Origin of the sequence: Halomonas sp. AOP27-A1-41, assembly GCF_052378605.1 — a bacterium.
Classification (GTDB): Bacteria; Pseudomonadota; Gammaproteobacteria; order Pseudomonadales; family Halomonadaceae; genus Vreelandella; species Vreelandella citrativorans.
The window spans coordinates 1-19,072 of sequence record NZ_JBQSXT010000017.1 but is presented as its reverse complement, the minus strand read 5'-3'; the positions used below and the strand labels follow the sequence as shown (position 1 = coordinate 19,072).

Below are 19,072 nucleotides of genomic sequence, written 5' to 3'. Positions count from 1 at the left end.
GCCCTTAACGCACGATACGCTCAACACCACCTGCTTTACCCAGCAGCAATACATCGGCCCCGCGCGCGGCAAACAAGCCATTGGTCACAACGCCGACAATGGCGTTAATGCGCGCTTCCATGGCAACCGGGTCTTCAATCATAAAATCAAAACAGTCGATAATATGATTGCCGTTATCCGTGACGACGCCCTGACGGTAGACCGGGTCGACACCCAGTTTCACCAGCTCACGGGCCACGTAAGAGCGTGCCATGGGAATGACTTCCACCGGCAAAGGGAAATCGCCCAGCGTTGCCACGTACTTTGAACCATCGGCGATGCAGATAAAACGCTCGGCACAGGCCGCCACGATTTTCTCACGAGTAAGTGCGGCGCCGCCTCCTTTAATCATGTGTAAGTGAGCATTTACTTCGTCGGCGCCGTCGATGTAGAAGGGGACGGTGCCTACGCTGTTGAGTTCAAACACTTCAATGCCCAGGCCTTCCAAACGCTTGGCACTGGCTTCTGAGCTTGCCACCGCGCCTTTAAAACGGTCGCGAAACGGCCCTAATCGATCAATGAACAAATTAGCCGTTGAGCCAGTGCCAATGCCCAGTACGGTGTCCTTTTCCAATCCTGATTCAATCTCTTTAATTGCCGCATCTGCGACGGCGGCTTTGAGTTCATCTTGAGTCATGTGTTTTTCCAGGTCAGAGGAGGAGGGTTATTGCGTTAGTATACCGACCAAAGCGCTGGCTGCCGATGGAAACACAGTAGACGTCAGTAGGCGTAATCTGCTACCAATACAGGCTTTGTTAGTGTTTTAACCCCTCACCGTAACGCGTACTCTCACTCACGATTTTCCATTGGATACCTGCATGCTTGAAGCTACCGTCAAAAAGATTCTCCAGGCCAACGTTTACGAAGCCGCTTGTGAGACCCCGATCTCCCCCGCTCCCTTTTTGTCGCGTCGCTTTAACAACCAGATTTTGATTAAGCGTGAGGACCTACAGCCGGTGTTCTCGTTCAAGATTCGTGGCGCCTATAACAAAATGGCTCAGCTCACCGAGGCGCAAAAGGAAAAAGGCGTCATTGCGGCGTCTGCGGGTAATCATGCACAAGGTCTTGCCATGGCGGCAAAACTGATGGGCGTGAAAGCGGTGATTGTGATGCCGCGTATTACGCCGGAAATCAAGGTCCAGGCGGTACGTGCTCGAGGGGCAAAAGTCGTGCTGAAAGGCGATGCGTTTGCCGCCGCTGCCGAGCATGCTCACGAGTTGATCAAAGAGCACGGCTACACCTATATTCCGCCATTTGATGACATTGATGTGATTGCAGGCCAGGGCACGATAGGTGTCGAGATTCTGCGTCAGCACAGCGGGCGTCTGGACGCTATTTTTGTGCCTGTCGGCGGCGGCGGATTGATTGCAGGCGTGGCGGCGTACGTGAAGTACTTGCGCCCTGATATCAAGATTATCGGTGTAGAGGCGGAAGACAGCGCCTGTCTAAAAGCCGCTTTGGCGGCGGGCGAGCGCGTCGTGCTCGACCAGGTCGGTGTATTTGCCGAAGGTGTCGCGGTTGCTCAAATTGGCGAGGCACCGTTCTCGCTGGTGAAGGACCTGGTTGATGATGTCATTACGGTGAATACCGATGAGATGTGTGCCGCCGTCAAGGATATCTTTGACGATACCCGTGCCGTTGCTGAAACCTCTGGAGCGCTGTCGCTTGCCGGCTTGAAAAAATATGTACAGCAAACCGGCGCTGAGGGAGAAACGCTGTTATGTATTAACTCCGGCGCTAATACCAACTTTGATCGACTACAGCATATTGCCGAGCGTACCGAGCTTGGCGAACAGCGCGAAGCTATTTTAGCGGTGACCATTGATGAAAAACCCGGCAGCTTTAAAAAGTTTTGCCGGGCGCTGGGTAAGCGCATGGTGACCGAATTCAGCTACCGCTATGCGGACGAAAGCGACGCGCATATTTTTGTAGGGATTCAAGTAAAGCCGGGCGGCGAAGATCGTCAGGCCGTGATCGCCAAGCTGCGTGATGGTGGTTATCAGGTGGAAGATTTAACCGATAACGAACTGGCCAAGCTGCATATTCGCCATCTAAGCGGTGGCCGGCCCAGCGAGCGCTTTGAAGAAGAAGTGTACCGCTTCGAGTTCCCTGAACGCCCGGGGGCACTGATGAATTTCCTGACTCAACTGCCCCATGATTGGAATATTTCACTGTTCCATTATCGTAATCACGGTGCGGCTTATGGTCGCGTCCTGGTGGGTATGCAGGTTCCCGGCAGTGACCAAACTCATGTGGCAGATTATCTGGATGCGATTGGCTATCGTTACTGGCGTGAAAGCGACAACCCGGCTTACCAGCTGTTCATGGCCTAGGGTGTTTTGCTAGGTGGGTAAGTGCTCGCTAACTGCAAAATTCAGGGCCAATAAGGGCTCATGAGTTATCAAAACGTCTAAATAAGCAAAAAAACAGCCTGTTTTGTCGTTGTCATTGATGCCCTTATGGCCCTATAGTCGTCAACGATATTTATGTGGTGCGTCGCCCTTTCTAAAACGCAGGTGGGTGATGCATTAATGCATTGGCGAAAGGCGTTGGAGAATCGGCATGCGGCGGAAAAAGCCTGATATGGTAATGGCATTAACAGTAGTGTTCTTGTTAGGCGTACTCGCCACTGGCTATGCACAGGCGTTATCGGGAAGTTAAACGTAACGCTTAAGGCATCGCAGCCATTTGCCAAAAGGTAGTGTGAGCTGACTTTAAGAGAGTCAGCTCTTTTTTTTGCCAGCACGCACGATACTCTCGTCGCTAACCACGGCGGTTAGCGGCACATCCCAGGGTTCAACTGGGAGCGATTCGACACGCTGACAGGCGTGGGCAACGCCAATTAAGGCAGGCGCCGGGCCTTGCCTGCGCATAAACGCAAGACTGCGGTCGTAGAAGCCGCCCCCCATTCCCATGCGGTTTGCCTCGGCATCAAACCCTACCAGCGGCACAATGAGCGTATCCAGCGCCCAAGCGGGCAACCGATTGTGGCGGTGAGCGCCAAACTGGGTATCCGGTTCAAGAATCCCAAAGCGGTTTTTTACCATGGGCGTCGTCGCGTGGTAGTTAACGAACCACAGTGAGTTATCGCTTAGCGGGCGCAGAACCGGGAGATAAACGTCGACATTACGCTGGCGGAGCCAGGGTAGTAAAAGCGTAGGGTCGATTTCACCGTTAACCGGTAAATAGAGGCTGATGCGCTTGGCGCGCTGAATTTCAGGCAACCGTTTGAGCTGTTGGCAAAGGCGTAGAGCGGCTTGGCGCTGCTCATGTTTTGAAAGGGCGAGGCGTTGTCGGCGTAGCGCAAGGCGCAGGGTGCGCTTGGCCTCAGGATGATGCAGGCTTTCCATAAATAAGAGTTCCCCAGAGTGCCGCTGTCATTCTGGCCCTGAACCTACTGGTTCAGAGTGGGTGGCCGCAGCCAAACCGTCAGGCTTTCCGACGCACGGACATGCACACGGGTCTGGCTAGCAATTGGCCCCCTGGGTACTGCGCATAGGCTCGAGGGACTATAACGACTGGCGTACACCCCAGAGAACCCCGCTATTCTAACAGAGCCAGCGGCCATGCCAAAGTATTGAGTGAAAGGTTGCCTAAGGCTGGCGGGTTTTTTCCAACGCCCGCTCAAGACGGTCATTTAGCTTGTTCAAGTTGGCTTCGCTTGCCCGGTGCTCATCCAACGCTTCAAGCAGTTCATGAGTGATATTAAGCGCCGCGATCAACGTGACACGCTCACTGCCCAGGGTGCCGCTTTGCGCTTGGATACCGTTCATGGCGCGATCCAGGTAGCGAGCGGCGCGATCAAGCTTGGCTTCTTCCCCGGTATCGCAGGCAATGACATAGCTGCGCCCGAGAAGGGTAATTTCTTTCGTTGGCCGCTTGGCGTTACTCATTTAAAGCTCCAGCGCGGGCCAGCGAGGGGCCCAATGCGTTAACATCATGGCATAGGAAAACAGTCGTCGCTCACTATAAGAGAGGCGCTTGTACGGGGTCAACGCGCAAGTGTCCAGGGCGCATTAACGTATGAATCATTATTACACAGCGAGTTATTACTATGTCATTGATTGATGAGCGCCAAGACTTTTCTGACGTAGCCGATGTTTTTTTGCTGCATGGAAGTATGCAGTCACCGGCCTTTTTAGACGGACGTTTAAGCGCCCTTTTAGCGCTGCGCGATGTAAGTGCCGAGGCATGGCTTGAAGAGGTCTGCATAAGCCTGGGCGTTGAGCAACCGCGTGACCAGCCCAGTGCAGAACGCCTGCTGGGTTGGCGGCGCCAAACGCTGGAGGCGCTCAGCGCCAGCGACTTGAACTATGCGCCGCTACTCCCCGATGAGCTGTTCTCGCTGGGCGAGCAAGCCCAGGGGCTAAAAGAGTGGACGCTGGGCTTTATGGAAGTCGTCGAGGAAGTGGTGGATGGCGAGCTTCGCGAGCGCTGGTCACAAACGCTGAGTGAGGCGATTGACGATTTGGCAGGCATTGGCCACATCGAAACAGATATTGACGACAGCCCTGAAAATGAGAATGACCTGTTTGCTCTGACGGAGCATGTGCGGATGGCAGCCATGCTGCTGTATACCGAGCAGCACCCGGGCAAGCCCCAGGTTGAGCAAGCCGACGCGCCCGTTCACTAATTCTTCGGAGTTTGTATGTTGCCTGAGTTACTTCCCCGGCCGCCTGCGATTGGCAACGAAGAGTATCGCGCTCGCCGTGACGCCTTGATTGCGCAGTTGCCCGCAAACGCCGCTGTCGTGCTGCCTGGTGCTTCGCTGGTTACCCGTTCACACGACAGTGAGTACACGTTTCGTCAAAACAGTGATTTTTACTATCTGACCGGAATCACTGAGCCTGATGCGCTGCTGGTGTTGCTTCGCGGTCATGACGCCGGGCAGAGCATTGTGTTTTGCCAGGACCGCGACCCAACGATGGAAGCCTGGACAGGCCGCCGTTTGGGCGCCCGGGGCGTTGAAGCGGAGCATGGCATCGACCAGGCGTTTGAAAATGCTGACCGCGAGGCACAGCTGCCAGTGCTGCTGGAGGGCCGCGAACTGCTTTACGTGCCCCTGGATAATCCCGATGCGCTGGGTATTGCCGAAGAGGCTTTCTCCTTCGCCCTAGCGGGGCTGCGCCGTGGGCGGGCCCCGCTCAAAGGCTGGCTGGATGTCAGCGCGCTGATTCATGCGATGCGGCTAATAAAAAGCGAGGCCGAGATTGCCCTGCTGCGCCATGCCGCAGCGATTTCAGCGAAGGCCCATGTACGTGCCATGCAGGCATCGCGCCCAGGGCTTTACGAGTATCAGCTGCAGGCCGAGCTTGAGCATGAGTTTGTCTGGCAGGGCGGCAGCGGGCCTGCTTACAGTACGATTGTGGGCGGCGGTGCGAACGCATGCGTATTACACTATATTGAGAATCGTGCAGCGCTAACCAACGATAGCCTGGTGTTAATTGATGCCGGGGCCGAGTTTGGGCTTTATGCCGGAGATATCACCCGTACCTTTCCGGTAAATGGCCGGTTTACCGAGGCTCAGCGGGCCCTTTATCAAGTCGTACTGAGCGCCCAGGAGCGCGCAGTCGCCGCTATAAAACCCGGGGCGACGCTCGTTGATGTTCACCAGAACGTCGTTAAGGATTTAACGGCTGGGTTGATTGCGTTGGGGTTACTTGAAGGCGATGTTCAAGCCCGAATTGATGACGAAAGCTACCGGCGTTTTTACCTGCACTCTACGTCCCACTGGTTGGGGCTGGATGTCCACGATGTTGGTAGCTACCGGCTGGATGAAAAAACGCCACGACCTTTAGTTGCGGGTATGGTGTTAACCATTGAGCCAGGACTCTACATTCCCGACGCAGAGGATGTTCCGCCTGCGTATCGTGGAATCGGTATCAGGATTGAGGATAACGTCGTAGTGACCGACGAAGGGTATGAAAACCTGACGGCGGGAGTACCTAAAGGCATGGCTGACATTGAAGCGCTAATGGTTAAATAATAAGCGTATATTGATTGTCTGAATATCTATTATGTAATTTACGTTACGCCATTACGATATGGCGGTGCGCTAGGTGACAGGAGATGCTAATGCCGTCGTCGACGGATACGCCAGTAAAGACGACCACACACGATATCGTGATTGTGGGGGGCGGATTAGTGGGCGCCAGCCTGGGCTGTGCACTGGCCCCGCTTATCAAGCGTTATGGCTGGAAAGTCGCCATTATCGAAGCGACGCCGATGAATGAAGCGCCGCTTGAAAAGAGTTGGCAGCCGAGCTTTGATGCGCGTGCAAGCGCCATTGCTGAAGGCTCAGCACAGCGTTTTCAACAGTTGGGCATTTGGGATGCGATGCAGGGCGAAGCAACGCCTATTCGGTATATTCATATCAGTGAGCGTGGCCGCTTGGGAGCGACGCGGCTCAGTGCCCAGGGATTAGGCGTCGATGCGCTAGGTCATGTTATCCCCAATGCCTGGATGGGCCGTGTGCTTCACCACCATCTTAAAACGCTGCCGGTCGATTGGTACTGCCCGGCCAAGGTAGAAAAGCTTGCCCCAGAAGGTGGCGGGCACTATCTGCGCCTTTCTGACGGCAGCGAGCTGCGCGCCGCCTTAACCGTGCTGGCCGATGGAGGGCGTTCGGGACTTAAAGAGCAGTTGGGTATCAACAGTCGCCATAATTCCTACGAGCAGACAGCGCTCATTACCCATGTGGGCATCAGCCAACCACACGAGGGTATTGCCTATGAGCGCTTCACTCAGGAGGGGCCGATTGCCTTGTTGCCTTTGCCAGGTCAGGCAATGGAGCTGATATGGACACACCCCAGCGGTCAGGAACATGCGCGAATGGCGCTCCCGGACCGTGAGTTTCTTGCCCAGTTACAGAGCGCCTTTGGTGACCGGGTGGGACGTTTCACTCGCGTAGGAAAACGCTACAGCTACCCGCTTTCGTTGGTAACAGCAGAAGAGCCGGTTCGTCCGGGGCTGGCGGTCCTGGGAAATGCAGCTCATGCCCTGCACCCTGTTGCCGGTCAAGGCTTTAACCTGGCGTTACGCGGTATTATGGACCTCGTTGAAGCGCTTGAGCAGGGCGAACAGACCGGGCTGCCACTGGGTGATATGACGACGCTGCAGGCCTTTGAGCAGAAGCGTGCGCGTGATCGCCGCAATGTCATTCGCTTTAGCGACGGGTTGGTGCGCCTGTTCGGACACACGTTACCGCTTCTGTCTCACGCTCGGGCAGCCGGGCTTATCGGCCTTAACCTTGTAGGGCCGCTGCGACGCAGCCTGGCGCGCCGCGCGATGGGGCTGGAGCGTTAGGCATGCCTCGCTGTTTAAGATTAAAGATGCCAAACGCTTAGCCAGCTATTTGGCTCAACAGGAACAAAGCTCTAAGAGCTGGGCTCGGATAGGAGCGTTATGGATACGCACGCGACAGACACTGCACCGACAGAAAATTTTGACGTTATTGTCGTGGGCGCAGGCATGGTGGGAACAGCGCTAACAGCCTTGCTGGCACAAGCAGGTATGCATGTGGCACTGGTGGAAGCGCGCCATGAACCCCAGCGCTGGGAGGCCGTTAACAAGACGCTTCCCACGCCCCGGGTCAGTGCATTAACGCCAGTATCTCAGCGCCTGTTAACCCATCTGGACGTTTGGCCCGCCATGGCCGAATGTCGCGTAACGCCGTATCGCTATATGCAGGTATGGGATGCGGAAGGCAGTGGTGAAATCAAATTTTCGGCCGATGAAGCCGGGGTGCCCGTACTGGGGCATATAGTAGAGAATGCGATTACTCAGGCGGCGCTCAATGATGCGGTACTGGATCATTCCAGAGTAGAGCATTTTTTTGGTTGCCGGGTTCAGGCGCTACAAACCTCAGCGACAGGACGTTGGCTAGTGCTGGACGATGCGCGCAAGCTGCATGCACCGCTGCTGGTAGCGGCGGATGGTGCGCGTTCAACCCTGCGGGAGCTGGCCGACATAGAGATCACCAGCGACGATATGGGCCAAGAGGCTGTGGTCACTACCGTCAAGTGTGCTCATGTACACGGCAGCACCGCGCGGCAAGCGTTTACCCAGAGCGGCCCGCTGGCCTTCTTGCCGATCACGCTAGAGGACGATGCACGCTACTGCTCGATTGTTTGGTCGACCACGCCCGAGCACGCGTTGGCGCTCAGCCATTTTACGCCTGACGAGTTAGGGAAGGCGCTGGGCGAGGCATTCGGTTATCGCCTGGGCGAGGTGGAGGTGTGTGATCGTGCGTATCGTTTCCCGCTGGTACAGCGTCATGCAAGGCAGTATGTATTGCCGCACTTCGCGCTGATCGGCGACGCGGCGCACAGCATTCATCCATTGGCAGGGCAGGGCGTTAACCTCGGTTTGATGGATGCCGCGGTATTGGCTGAAGAAGTGGTTAGCGCCTGGAAACGCGGCGCCCCGTGGGGTGAGTTAACCACATTGAAACGCTATGAGCGCAGGCGGCGCTTGGATAACAGTGCCATGTTAGGGCTGATGAAAGGGTTCAGGGAGCTGTTTGGCACCCAAATGCCGCTCTTTACACTGGCCCGCAATCTCGGCATGAGCGGTATGAACCAGCTAAGCCCTGTTAAACGCAGCGTCATGCGGCAGGCCACCGGAGAGCGGGGGCGCTTGCCGCACAGCTGCCGCTAACGGCGGCGGTCGACCACATTAAGCGCTTTGAGAAGATTGAGCGCTTCACTCATTTGGTAGTCATCACGTAGCCGCTCGGTCGCGGATGAACGTGTCTGGGTGGCGGGCTGCTGTGCATCCAGGTGGCCGCCCAGGTCCGCCTCACGAAGCTCCGGGCGGCTTTCGGCGACTTCCAGACGGCCTCGTACTACTTCTACATCGGGCGCGATGCCCTGCGCCTGAATGGAGCGTCCGTTTGGCGTGTAGTAAAGCGCGGTGGTGAGTTTCAAACCTTCACCATTACCCAGCGGCATGACCTGCTGAACGGAACCCTTTCCGAAACTGTCTGTGCCCATAATGACGCCGCGGCGTTGGTCTTGAAGCGCACCCGCCACAATTTCTGCGGCCGAAGCGCTGCCGCTGTTAATCAGCACGACCAGCGGAATATCACTGGCGGGCGTGGCGGATGAGGCTGAAAATGACATGGCAGTATCGGAAAGCCGGCCTTCGGTATACACAATCAGGCCGTTATCCAGAAACAGGTCTGCTACACCGGCCGCCGCCTGGAGTACACCGCCGGGATTATTGCGCAGGTCAAGAATCAGCCCTTCCAGCGGCTGTTCGCGCGTCATGCGCTCTATTGCCTGGCGTGCCTGTTCTGGCGTACGCGACTGAAACTGACTAATTCGCAGGTAGCCATAGCCGGGCTCAAGAAGCTCATGCTTAACGCTTTCGCTGCGGATGGCCTCACGGGTAAGGTTGAACTCACGCGGGGTGTCCTCTCCCGTGCGTAGAATCATCATGCGCAACTGGCTGCCTGGTTCGCCGCGCATTAGCGTAACGGCTTCTTGAAGCGACATGCCTTCAGTCGGCGTACCGTCAATGGCAACGATAACATCCCGAGGAAGCAGACCAGCCCGTGAGGCGGGCGTATCATCAATCGGGGTGATCACCAGGAGTTGGCCGTTTTCCATGCCAACTTCTATACCAATGCCGCCAAACTCTCCTTGAGTGGTTTCGCGCAGGCTTTGATACTCTTCCGCATCAAGATAGGCAGAGTGAGGGTCGAGTTCGCTGAGCATACCGCGCATGGCATTACGCAGTAGCGTGCGGTCATCGACCTCTTCAACGTAGCCACGCTTGATACGCTCAAACACCTCGGCAAAGGTCTGGATCTCTTCAAGGGGTAATTCATCAGCTGTGGCGGGCTGGGCAAACAGCGGTAGCGGTGCCGACAATAGCGCAACAGGAAGCAGAGTCACCAGAAGGCGCTTGGCAGAGGCCGGTACTTCGTTAACAAATAGCGTCATGCAGACTCCGCAAGGCGTTAGGCAGTGTTTAAAGCTGCCCCAAGTTGACATTACCGTTCTGTCTGAAAAGTGTCTGCGTTCGGCAACGTTTCAGACAGAACCTAATACGGTTCAGCTTATCCCGTCAGCGGCGCGCAATCCAACGCTGTGGGTTAATTGGTTTGCCACTCTGACGTACTTCAAAGTAGAGCGCATTACTTGATTGTCCACCACTGTCGCCTACGCGGCCAATTTCGTCGCCGCGACTGACCTGCTGGCCAGGACGTACGCTAAACTGCTGTAAGTGAGCATAGAGCGTCATGATCTGGTCGCCGTGGTCAATAATCAGCAGGTTGCCGAAGCCGCGCATCCAATCGGCAAATACCACCCGCCCGGTGTGCACGGCGTTTACCTGCGTACCGGCGCTTGCCTGGATGACAATACCGTTATAGTGAACGCCATCACGACGATTAAATGTTGTGGTGATGGCACCTTGCACGGGCCACGGCAAATCCCCTTGAGTACGGGTAATCTGAGTGCTGGGCGTGGGGGCATCCAGGCGCGCTAGTTCCTCCTGAATTTCACGCAGCTTACGCTCGGCCTGCTCCCGGTTATCGTTAAGATCCGCCAGGCGATCAGCTTCGCTACCATAGCGATCATCCAGCGTGGCCACGACGTTGCGCCGGTCGGAGGAGCGCTCAGCAAGCCGTACCCGCTGCGCATCCAGCTCGGTGGCGACACTTGCCAGGCGCGTTTGGCGCTCGTTAAGGGCCTGCTCCGTATCGGCAAGCGCGGTATCCAGCCGGGCAATATCGGCAAGACGTTCATTGCGTGCTTGAGTAAAGCGGTTCAGGTAAGCCTGCATACGGTCAAGCTCGGCCGGGTCGCCCTGGTTCAGCAGCAGCTTGAGCTGTGGCGTCGGCCCTAGCCGGTAAAGCGCCGCGAGTTGTTGGCTGAGGGCGGCGTACTGGCTGGCTTGCTCGTCCTCCAAGCGGTCGCGATGCTGGCGCAGCTGGGTCATTTCATCGTCCAACTGGCGCCGCTCGGCCTGTAAGGCATCCAGCCGCTGGTGAGTGTCGGCCAGCTCCGTTTCAACCTCGCGTAGTTCACGTTCGGCGCTGTCCCGTGCTTCTCCTGTTGTACTCAGCCGCTGCGTAAGCGACTCAATTTCCTGGCCAAGCGCATCCAGCTGCTGGCGCGTTGCCTGCTCATCCGACTGGGCCAAACCCGCCGGTGAGTACACAATGACCAGTAGCGCACCCAGTACTAACGCGGTTCGCACAGGACGTCGCAACGGTATGATCAAGTGAAATCAATCAGCGGGTTCCCGGTCATGGCCTCGGGAACCGGTTGATTCATCATGGTCAAGAGTGTGGGGGCCAGGTCGCACAGGCGGCCATCGCTTAACGTGCCGGCTCGCTCACCCACGTAAACCAGCGGTACCACAAAGGTGGTGTGGGCCGTTTGGGGGGCGCCTGTGACCGGATGCACCATCTGCTCGGCATTACCGTGGTCGGCGGTTACCAGGCAAGCACCGCCAGCGCGCTCAATCGCGTCAATAACGCGGCCAACGCAGATATCGACCGTTTCAATAGCTGTTACCGCCGCGTTGAAGTCGCCGGTATGGCCCACCATATCGCCGTTGGCATAGTTACATACGATGAAGTCAAAGCGGCCGCTGTCGATAGCCTCAACGAGGTTGTCGGTGATCTCGTAAGCGCTCATCTCGGGTTTTTCGTCGTAGGTCTTCACGTCCCGAGGGGAGGGTACCAGAATACGCTCTTCGCCCTCATACTCGGCTTCGTTGCCACCCGAGAAGAAAAAGGTAACGTGGGGGTACTTCTCTGTTTCGGCAATACGCAGCTGCGTTAAACCGCGCTTGGCGACGACTTCGCCCAGGGTATCGTTGAGATCAAATGGCGGAAACGCGGCCGGTGCAGGAATGTCCGCCGCGTACTGGGTCAACATGACCAAGCCCTTGCCCGCCAGCGATGGGCAGGCCCTACGTGAAAAGCCGCTGAAGTCAGGCTCTACAAATGCGCGGGTAAGTTCGCGCGCGCGGTCAGAGCGGAAGTTAAGAAACAGGGCGGCATCACCGTCTTGCAGGGTAACGCACTTGTCGTTGAGCAATACGCAGCTTGGCAGGACAAATTCGTCGGTTTCGCCGCGCTCATAGGCGTCGCGCAACGCGGTTTCGGCGCTGGTGGCATAGATGTCAGCCTGGCCTTCGGTCAGCAGATGGTAGGCTTTTTCTACCCGCTCCCAGCGGTTATCGCGGTCCATGGCGTAAAAGCGGCCAATAATGGAGGCCACAAAACCATTTTCAGCGCCTACCAGCTCGGCCAGGCGGGCATTAGCGCGTTCGATAGAAGCCAGCGCGCTTTGAGGCGGCATGTCTCGGCCATCCAAAAATGCATGAATAAAGATACGTTGCGCGCCGCGGCGAGCCGCCAGTTCGGCCATCGCGATGAAATGATCTTCATGGCTATGTACGCCGCCAGGCGAGAGCAGGCCCAGCAGATGAACGGCGCGGTCATTGGCCACGGCATCATCAATCGGCTGTGTCAGGTTTTCGTTAACGTCCAGATCGCCCTCTTTAATGGCTTTGGTGATCCGTGTGAAGTCCTGATAAACGATGCGTCCGGCACCCAGATTCATATGGCCCACTTCTGAGTTGCCCATTTGCCCATCGGGCAGGCCTACGTGGTGGCCGTCAGTATGCACAAACGCGTGTGGACGATTCGCCCAAAGCGCATCCATTACGGGCGTGTTGGCCGATGCCACCGCGTTATTAGCGCTATCGGGGTTGTGTCCATAACCGTCAAGAATGATCAGCGCGACGGGACGCGGAGTAGACGTAGCCATAAGAACCTCGTTCGGTTGAGTAATCCAAGCGGCGTAAAGCAATCAGCAACGAAAGCGCTGTTTGAAAGTAAAGAGGTTTAAAAAGGTGAGTCAACTCACGTTATTTTCAAACAACTCCTTGTGATCAGGGTCGCGACTGATGCACGCTTGGGGCATCATAACGTAGGCGACCGCCGGGCGTCATGAGCAAGGCCTGCGCGGGGTGCCCTGTGACGTGTATACTTATCGCGTTTTGACGGCGGCGTTGCCGCTTTTTTCTGCATAGACCAAGAGATTGTGTTCGCGATGATCGATCAGTTGTTCGAATTCGTACAGAACCACCCCCTGCTCGTTGGGGCGTTTTTGCTGGTGCTAGTAGCGTGGCTTATTTATGAAACGCGTAGTGCTTCAACCAATGCGGTGACCTCAACCCAGGCCACCCAGCTCATCAACCGAGAAGATGCGGTTGTGCTGGACATTCGTGAAAGCAAAGACTTCAAAGCCGGGCATATTGCTGGCGCACGTAACATTCCCCATAACAAGCTTGATAACCGTATGAACGAGCTGGATAAAGTGAAAAACCAGCCGATCATCGTCGTATGCAAGCATGGGCAAAGTGCAGGCGCGGTTCAAGCCAAGCTTGCCAAGGCCGGTTTCGAGCGTGTGACTAAATTGAAAGGTGGCATGGCGCAGTGGCAGGCCGATAGCCTTCCCGTCGTTAAGAAGTAAGCGTTCTCACCTTTTACTATTGATTCAATGAACAACGAGGAGTTTCCCCATGGCGGAAGATAACAACACCCCGCAGGCTGGTGCAGCAGCGTCCGGCGACAAGCCGCAGCTGAAGTTCTCTATGCAGCGTATTTACGTGAAAGATATCTCCTTTGAAGCACCTAACTCACCGTCTGTTTTCAAGCAGGCGTTTAAGCCGAAGGTGAATCTGGATCTTAATACCACCAGCACTAAAATCGATGACGACCAGTATGAAGTGGTTGTGAAAGTCACCGCTCAGGTCAACGATTCAGAAACCGGCACTACCTCGTTTCTTGCAGAGGTTGAACAAGCGGGTTTATTCCGTATTTCGGGCATCGAAGGCGCTCAGTTGGAGCAGACACTGGGTGCGTTCTGCCCCAACCTGCTGTTCCCTTACGCGCGTGAGTGTGTTGATAACCTGGTAAACCGTGGTGGCTTCCCGCCACTGATGTTGGCACCGGTGAACTTTGAAGCCATGTACGCCCAGCGTAAGCAGCGTGAAGCGCAACAGGAAAATCAGGCTGAAGTGAGTACTCACTAAGCATGCAGGCTGCCGACTGGTATGCCGTGCATGGCAAAATGCCGCGCCTCCATGTACCGGCTGTTTTTGCAGTAGGCCAAGAGGTAGTGCTGCCGGAAGGCCCGGCGCGCCATGTCACCCGCGTACTGCGCATGGGTGAAGGCGCGCCTTTGGTGCTGTTCGATGGCCAAGGCAATGAAGCGGGCGTCCGCTTGGCCGAGGTAGGGCGTAAGCACACGACGGCGGTTATCGACGCCGTTTGGGTCGGTGAGGGGGAGTCACCCTTTGCTGTTCACCTTGGCCAGGCGATCTCCAAAGGCGACCGGATGGATTACGCGATCCAGAAGGCGGTTGAATTAGGTGTCGCTGCTATCACGCCACTGTATACAGAGCGTGGTGATGTACGTTTAAAGGGTGATCGTGAAGCCAAAAAGCTGGCCCATTGGCAGGCTGTTGCGGCAAGCGCTTGCGAACAAAGTGGCCGGGCGGTAGTGCCTGTCGTTCACTCGCCACTAAGCCTTGTTGAGTGGCTAAGTGCCCGCCATGAGCCGCTTCGCTTGATGCTGCACTTGGCAACGGGTAATACGTTTGATCAGCCGGAACGCCCTGAGGCCGCCGCACTTTTAATTGGCCCTGAAGGTGGCTTAACGGAGACAGATATTGCAGCCGCTCAGGCAGCTGGCTTTACGCCATTAACGCTAGGGCCACGTGTTCTGCGTACGGAAACAGCCCCGGTGGTTGCCTTGACCCTTCTACAGCACTACTTTGGTGATTTGTAAGCGCCTACTAACACCTTCATTGATCCCCTTCCTCAGTGGCCTGCTGTTTAGCGTTAGCCTTCGTTATAGGCTTTACAAGTGTGAATGAGTAGCCATTAGCCTGGCCTGCGTTAAGCAGCGGCCATCACTATGTAGCGGGCCAGCTGCTTTGCTCGGTGATCCTCAGGCGCCATACTATAGACTCACTTTTTAAGGACGGCACCCATGGTCCGTGAATCAACGACTCCTCCTCGCGCTACAAGCGACGCCTCTGCCCAGTTAGGCGAAGTGGCGTATTTAACTGTTGTGACCGTTAATAACACGGGCGCGTTTTTGCGTTGGGGGCAGCCCAAGGACGTTCTCTTGCCGTACAGTGAGCAAATCTTCCGGCCGGATCCTGGCAAGCGGGTGCTGGTCATGCTGTATGAAGATGACCAGGGGCGGCCTGTGGCCTCCATGCGGCTTGATCGCTTTTTAACCGATGATGCCTGGGCGCTTGAAAAGGGGAATGAGGTGAGCGTCGTGGTCGCTGACCGCACCGACCTCGGTATGAAAGTAGCGGTTGATCACCGCTATTGGGGGCTCATTTATCAGGATGATATTTCTCAGCCGCTGCGCCGCGGGCAGGCGCTAAAAGGCTACGTCAAGCAGCGCCGTGAGGATGGCCGGTTGGATATTTCTCTGTTGCCGCCAGGCGCGGCGCGATTAGACGTCGTCGGCGATAAGATACTTAAAGCACTGCGTGAAAGCGGCGGCTATCTACCGCTGGGCGATAAAAGTGACGCCCACGCGATTAAGGCGCGCTTAGGGGTAAGTAAAAGTGCGTTTAAACAAGCCATTGGGCGGCTTTATAAGCAGCAACTGATTATCTTAGAGCCTGACGCGATACGGCTGGTGCCGGGCGCGCTTGCCCCGTAACGGCGCCAATGGTTGGAGCCTGACAGGCAGTACGGCATACTGCCTACCTATTGTTTACGTATGGATTGTGCCCCGATGAGTCAATCAAATCTGCATCTCGGTGTCGTGATGGACCCTATCAGCGACATCGCTTACAAGAAAGATACCACCATAGCCATGCTGTGGGCGGCCCAGGAACGCGGCTATATCCTGCACTATATGGAGCAGGAAGATCTTTTCTTACAGGCGGGGCAGGCCTACGCACGCATGCGACCACTAACCGTGCATCGCGACCCTGAGCATTGGTATGACCTGGGTGAAGCGGCTGCCCGGCCACTGGCTGAGCTTGATGTGATGTTAATGCGTAAAGACCCGCCGGTGGATGCTGACTTCACCAATGCGGTCCACCTCCTGGGTTTTGCTGAGCGTGACGGCGTGCTTATTGTTAATCCAACCTCAGCGCTTTTACAGTGTAATGAGAAGTTGTTTGCCCAGCAGTTTCCTCAGTGCTGCACGCCCACCATGGTGGCCAGCCGCGATGATGTGCTGCGGGCCTTTCATGCCGAGCACGGCGATGTGATTTTCAAACCGCTGGACGGGATGGGTGGCACCGGGATTTTTCATATCGGCCCTGATGGCCGCAATATTGGCGCGGTCATTGAGCAGCTAACGCTGCGTGGTCAGCGCCAGATTATGGTTCAGCGCTACCTGCCTGACATTAAAGACGGCGACACGCGTATCCTGCTGGTGGACGGCGAGCCGGTGCCCTTTGGGCTGGCGCGCATCCCATCGGCTGGTGAAACGCGCGGCAACCTGGCAGCCGGTGGCCGTGGTGTCGCACGTGATCTCACTGAGCGTGATTACTGGTTGATTGAGCAAGTACAGCCAATGATTCGTGAAAAAGGCCTGATGTTTGTAGGGCTGGACGTGATTGGCGACTACATCACTGAAATTAACGTTACCAGCCCCACCTGCGTGCGTGAAATTGATGACCAGCGCGGCACGAATATCGCGGGCCTGTTGTTGGATGCCATCGAACGCCGCTTGAGCGCTGCTTGATACGCCTGATTCACACTTGATGATAAGAAAGGTCTGCTGGCTATGTCAGCAGGCCGTAGGAGACGCATGCAAAGTTTGAAACACCATTTTTTAATGGCGATGCCGCATCTGGATGATCCTGACTTTGTGGGCAGCCTGATCTACCTCTGTGATCATGACCATAACGGCTGCATGGGGGTTATCACCAACCGCCCGTTGGATATGACGCTGGATGCACTGTTTGATCAGTTGGAGCTGGGGGGGGAAGACAGCCCCCATCGCAATGCCCCAGTCTATTACGGTGGCCCTACGCACAAGGATCGCGGCTTTATCCTCCATCTTGGCGATAGCCAGGAGTGGGACTCCAGCGTTCAGGTAGAGGATGGTGTGGCACTGACGACCTCTATGGATATTCTTCAGGCGCTAGCTAACGGTGAAGGTCCTGAGCACTTTCTGATTTGTCTGGGCTGTGCGGGGTGGGAGGTCGGTCAGCTTGAAGATGAACTAAAGGACAATAGCTGGCTGACGGTTGAGGGCCAGACGGAAGTGCTGTTCAACACGCCACCTGCTGAGCGCTTAACGGCTGCCGCAGGATTGTTAGGAGTGGATCTATACCTGATGACTCGTGATGCAGGGCACGCGTAATGGCAGAGGTTGGCCAGCGCTTAATTCTTGCCTTTGATTATGGTACGCGGCGTATTGGGGTAGCCGTGGGCAATGAGCTTTTAAAAAGCGCCCGCGAGCTTTCCCCACTTACTGCACGTGACGGCATCCCCGACTGGAATAAAGTAGAGCAACTGCTGAAAGAGTGGCAGCCGGACCTTCTGGTGGTTGGCTTACCGCTCAATATGGATGACAGCGAGTCGGACATGAGTAAGCGTGCCCGCAAGTTTGGCAACCGTTTACATGGGCGCTACGGCAAACCCTGCGTGATGGTAGACGAACGTGGCTCTACCCGCGAAGCCAAGCTGATTGCCCGCGAAGCGGGTCACCGAGGCAACTACCGCGAAGAGAGCGTCGATGGCATTGCGGCGGTGTTGATTTTGGAAGGCTGGTTTGCCCATCAGGAAGGTCTTCCCGATGGGCGTTCTGCTCTCTAGCGTATAATAAGTAGCGTTAGCGATCCAGTGTCCCGATCTGGCTGGGTACAAACCAGCGCACCGGGCGAAGGTCTTTCTCAATCAGAGAGTCGACGTGCAGCAGCGTTGCAAAGATGGCCATCCGCATGGCGATGCCGTTATCTGTCTGACGAAAGATCGCCAAGCGCGGGTCGCCGTTAAGATCCACGTTCAAATCATTCGCGCCGGGGCGGCTATCGCGGGGCAGCGGGTGCATAACAATGGTCGATTCACTGCAGCGTTGATCCAGAAACGCCTTGTTGACTATAAAGTCATCCGAGATGCCCTGGAAGTTCTCGTTCATTTCTTCGGTAAAGCGCTCTTTCTGAATTCGCGTGGTGTACACAACATCCAGATCACTGAAGTCAGTGGCTAAATGATCGCGTACCTCTACCTGGTGCCCGCGTGATGTGACCAGGTCAATCAGTGCAGTAGGCATTTCAAGCCCGGGCGGCGATACCAGTGTGATACGTAACGGATCGTATAAAGAAAGCAGCTTGATCAGAGAGTGCACCGTACGCCCATACTTGAGATCGCCGGTCAGCAGAATATGTGCTCCGCCAAACGATTTGCCTAATCGCTGAAACTCCTTATCGATCGTATAGATATCCAATAGCGCTTGGCTTGGGTGTTCACCAGGGCCGTCGCCGCCGTTAATCACCGGTACATTCGTCGCCGCCGCAAACTCGGCAACAGAGCCTTGGTCCGGGTGGCGCATGACAATCGCATCGCAGTAGCCACTCATTACCCGGCTGGTATCGTAAAGCGACTCGCCTTTGGCCATGGATGAGAACGTAAAGCCTGTGGTATCACATACGCTGCCGCCCAACCGACAAAACGCCGTATGAAAACTTACCCGGGTGCGCGTACTGGCTTCGAAGAACAAGTTGCCCAAAACGGCGCCTTCAAGAACACGGGTAACCTGACGGCGCTGGGCAATGGGCTCCATTTGGGCCGCAACGCGTAGAAGGTGGTTAACGCTGTCGCGGTTTAAGGAGTCAACGGATAGCAGGTGGGGGCTCATCATGGACCTCATGTTGAAGTAGAAGGCGAAGTGGGTAGATGAAGTGATTGCGTGTAGTGTAACCGCCAATACGTGGTTCGCCGAAGTGCTTTCACGGCCTTATAAAAGAGGCTGCTGACGTTTTTCAAACATATTTCACCCAGCCCCTTGCCAAACGC

Annotated in this window: 19 protein-coding genes and 1 other RNA gene; 12 read left to right on the top strand and 8 right to left on the bottom strand. The window is 56.0% G+C overall.

Annotated features, from left to right (window positions below; all coding sequences use genetic code 11):
- Window positions 1-4: 4 nt before the first annotated feature.
- A complete protein-coding gene (gene rpiA / locus ACT3TC_RS11935; RefSeq protein WP_193053417.1) occupies window positions 5-676 on the bottom strand; it encodes a ribose-5-phosphate isomerase RpiA in 672 nt (223 codons plus the stop codon).
- Between the two features lie 181 nt (window positions 677-857).
- On the opposite strand from rpiA, the gene ilvA reads away from it, so the two are divergent.
- Window positions 858-2,372: a threonine ammonia-lyase, biosynthetic gene (gene ilvA / locus ACT3TC_RS11930; RefSeq protein WP_172118926.1), complete on the top strand. Its 1,515-nt coding sequence runs from the start codon at window positions 858-860 to the stop codon at window positions 2,370-2,372.
- Window positions 2,373-2,762: 390 nt separating this feature from the next.
- Here ilvA and ACT3TC_RS11925 read toward each other — a convergent pair whose 3' ends face one another.
- The 3 genes from ACT3TC_RS11925 to ACT3TC_RS11915 form a co-directional block, all read right to left on the bottom strand.
- A complete protein-coding gene (locus ACT3TC_RS11925) occupies window positions 2,763-3,389 on the bottom strand; it encodes a 5-formyltetrahydrofolate cyclo-ligase (protein WP_444640213.1) in 627 nt (208 codons plus the stop codon).
- Between the two features lie 6 nt (window positions 3,390-3,395).
- Window positions 3,396-3,579: non-coding RNA, 6S RNA (gene ssrS / locus ACT3TC_RS11920), on the bottom strand.
- A 53-nt stretch (window positions 3,580-3,632) separates the two neighbouring features.
- Window positions 3,633-3,932, bottom strand: coding sequence for a cell division protein ZapA (locus ACT3TC_RS11915; RefSeq protein WP_172118924.1), 300 nt, complete (start codon window positions 3,930-3,932; stop codon window positions 3,633-3,635).
- A gap of 161 nt (window positions 3,933-4,093) precedes the next feature.
- Between ACT3TC_RS11915 and ACT3TC_RS11910 the strand changes: the two genes are divergently transcribed.
- From ACT3TC_RS11910 to ACT3TC_RS11895, 4 genes are all read left to right on the top strand, one after another.
- A complete protein-coding gene (locus tag ACT3TC_RS11910; protein WP_087106933.1) occupies window positions 4,094-4,672 on the top strand; it encodes a UPF0149 family protein in 579 nt (192 codons plus the stop codon).
- Window positions 4,673-4,687: 15 nt separating this feature from the next.
- The gene (gene pepP / locus ACT3TC_RS11905) at window positions 4,688-6,025 is read left to right on the top strand and encodes a Xaa-Pro aminopeptidase (RefSeq protein WP_444640212.1); all 1,338 of its coding nucleotides are present in this window, start codon (window positions 4,688-4,690) and stop codon (window positions 6,023-6,025) included.
- Window positions 6,026-6,114: 89 nt separating this feature from the next.
- The gene (gene ubiH / locus ACT3TC_RS11900; protein WP_193057347.1) at window positions 6,115-7,344 is read left to right on the top strand and encodes a 2-octaprenyl-6-methoxyphenyl hydroxylase; all 1,230 of its coding nucleotides are present in this window, start codon (window positions 6,115-6,117) and stop codon (window positions 7,342-7,344) included.
- Window positions 7,345-7,443: 99 nt separating this feature from the next.
- Window positions 7,444-8,697 (top strand): UbiH/UbiF/VisC/COQ6 family ubiquinone biosynthesis hydroxylase, encoded by a 1,254-nt coding sequence (locus ACT3TC_RS11895; RefSeq protein WP_444640211.1) that lies wholly within the window; start codon window positions 7,444-7,446, stop codon window positions 8,695-8,697.
- Here the strand turns inward: ACT3TC_RS11895 and ACT3TC_RS11890 are convergent.
- From ACT3TC_RS11890 to gpmI, 3 genes are all read right to left on the bottom strand, one after another.
- Entirely contained in the window at window positions 8,694-9,986 is a 1,293-nt protein-coding gene (locus ACT3TC_RS11890; protein ID WP_444640210.1) for a S41 family peptidase, read from the bottom strand. The two genes, ACT3TC_RS11895 and ACT3TC_RS11890, sit on opposite strands and share 4 nt — an antisense overlap.
- A 124-nt stretch (window positions 9,987-10,110) precedes the next feature.
- A complete protein-coding gene (locus ACT3TC_RS11885) occupies window positions 10,111-11,247 on the bottom strand; it encodes a murein hydrolase activator EnvC family protein (protein ID WP_444640209.1) in 1,137 nt (378 codons plus the stop codon).
- Window positions 11,248-11,267: 20 nt separating this feature from the next.
- On the bottom strand, window positions 11,268-12,830 hold the full coding sequence (gene gpmI, locus ACT3TC_RS11880; RefSeq protein ID WP_172118919.1) for a 2,3-bisphosphoglycerate-independent phosphoglycerate mutase: 1,563 nt from the start codon (window positions 12,828-12,830) through the stop codon (window positions 11,268-11,270).
- A gap of 285 nt (window positions 12,831-13,115) precedes the next feature.
- On the opposite strand from gpmI, the gene ACT3TC_RS11875 reads away from it, so the two are divergent.
- From ACT3TC_RS11875 to ruvX, 7 genes are all read left to right on the top strand, one after another.
- A complete protein-coding gene (locus ACT3TC_RS11875; protein ID WP_193053411.1) occupies window positions 13,116-13,538 on the top strand; it encodes a rhodanese-like domain-containing protein in 423 nt (140 codons plus the stop codon).
- A 49-nt stretch (window positions 13,539-13,587) separates the two neighbouring features.
- Entirely contained in the window at window positions 13,588-14,100 is a 513-nt protein-coding gene (secB, locus tag ACT3TC_RS11870) for a protein-export chaperone SecB (protein WP_193057352.1), read from the top strand.
- Between the two features lie 2 nt (window positions 14,101-14,102).
- A complete protein-coding gene (locus tag ACT3TC_RS11865; protein ID WP_444640208.1) occupies window positions 14,103-14,858 on the top strand; it encodes a 16S rRNA (uracil(1498)-N(3))-methyltransferase in 756 nt (251 codons plus the stop codon).
- 204 nt (window positions 14,859-15,062) lie between these two features.
- On the top strand, window positions 15,063-15,755 hold the full coding sequence (locus ACT3TC_RS11860) for a CvfB family protein (RefSeq protein WP_444640207.1): 693 nt from the start codon (window positions 15,063-15,065) through the stop codon (window positions 15,753-15,755).
- A 75-nt stretch (window positions 15,756-15,830) separates the two neighbouring features.
- Window positions 15,831-16,793 (top strand): glutathione synthase, encoded by a 963-nt coding sequence (gene gshB / locus ACT3TC_RS11855; RefSeq protein ID WP_444640206.1) that lies wholly within the window; start codon window positions 15,831-15,833, stop codon window positions 16,791-16,793.
- Between the two features lie 66 nt (window positions 16,794-16,859).
- Window positions 16,860-17,417, top strand: coding sequence for a YqgE/AlgH family protein (locus ACT3TC_RS11850; protein ID WP_444627770.1), 558 nt, complete (start codon window positions 16,860-16,862; stop codon window positions 17,415-17,417).
- Entirely contained in the window at window positions 17,417-17,872 is a 456-nt protein-coding gene (ruvX, locus tag ACT3TC_RS11845) for a Holliday junction resolvase RuvX (RefSeq protein ID WP_087106910.1), read from the top strand. The genes ACT3TC_RS11850 and ruvX overlap by 1 nt, the downstream gene beginning before the upstream one ends.
- A 16-nt stretch (window positions 17,873-17,888) precedes the next feature.
- On the opposite strand, the gene pyrB is transcribed toward ruvX, so the two are convergent.
- Window positions 17,889-18,914: an aspartate carbamoyltransferase gene (gene pyrB, locus ACT3TC_RS11840; RefSeq protein ID WP_172118936.1), complete on the bottom strand. Its 1,026-nt coding sequence runs from the start codon at window positions 18,912-18,914 to the stop codon at window positions 17,889-17,891.
- Window positions 18,915-19,072 lie beyond the last annotated feature (158 nt).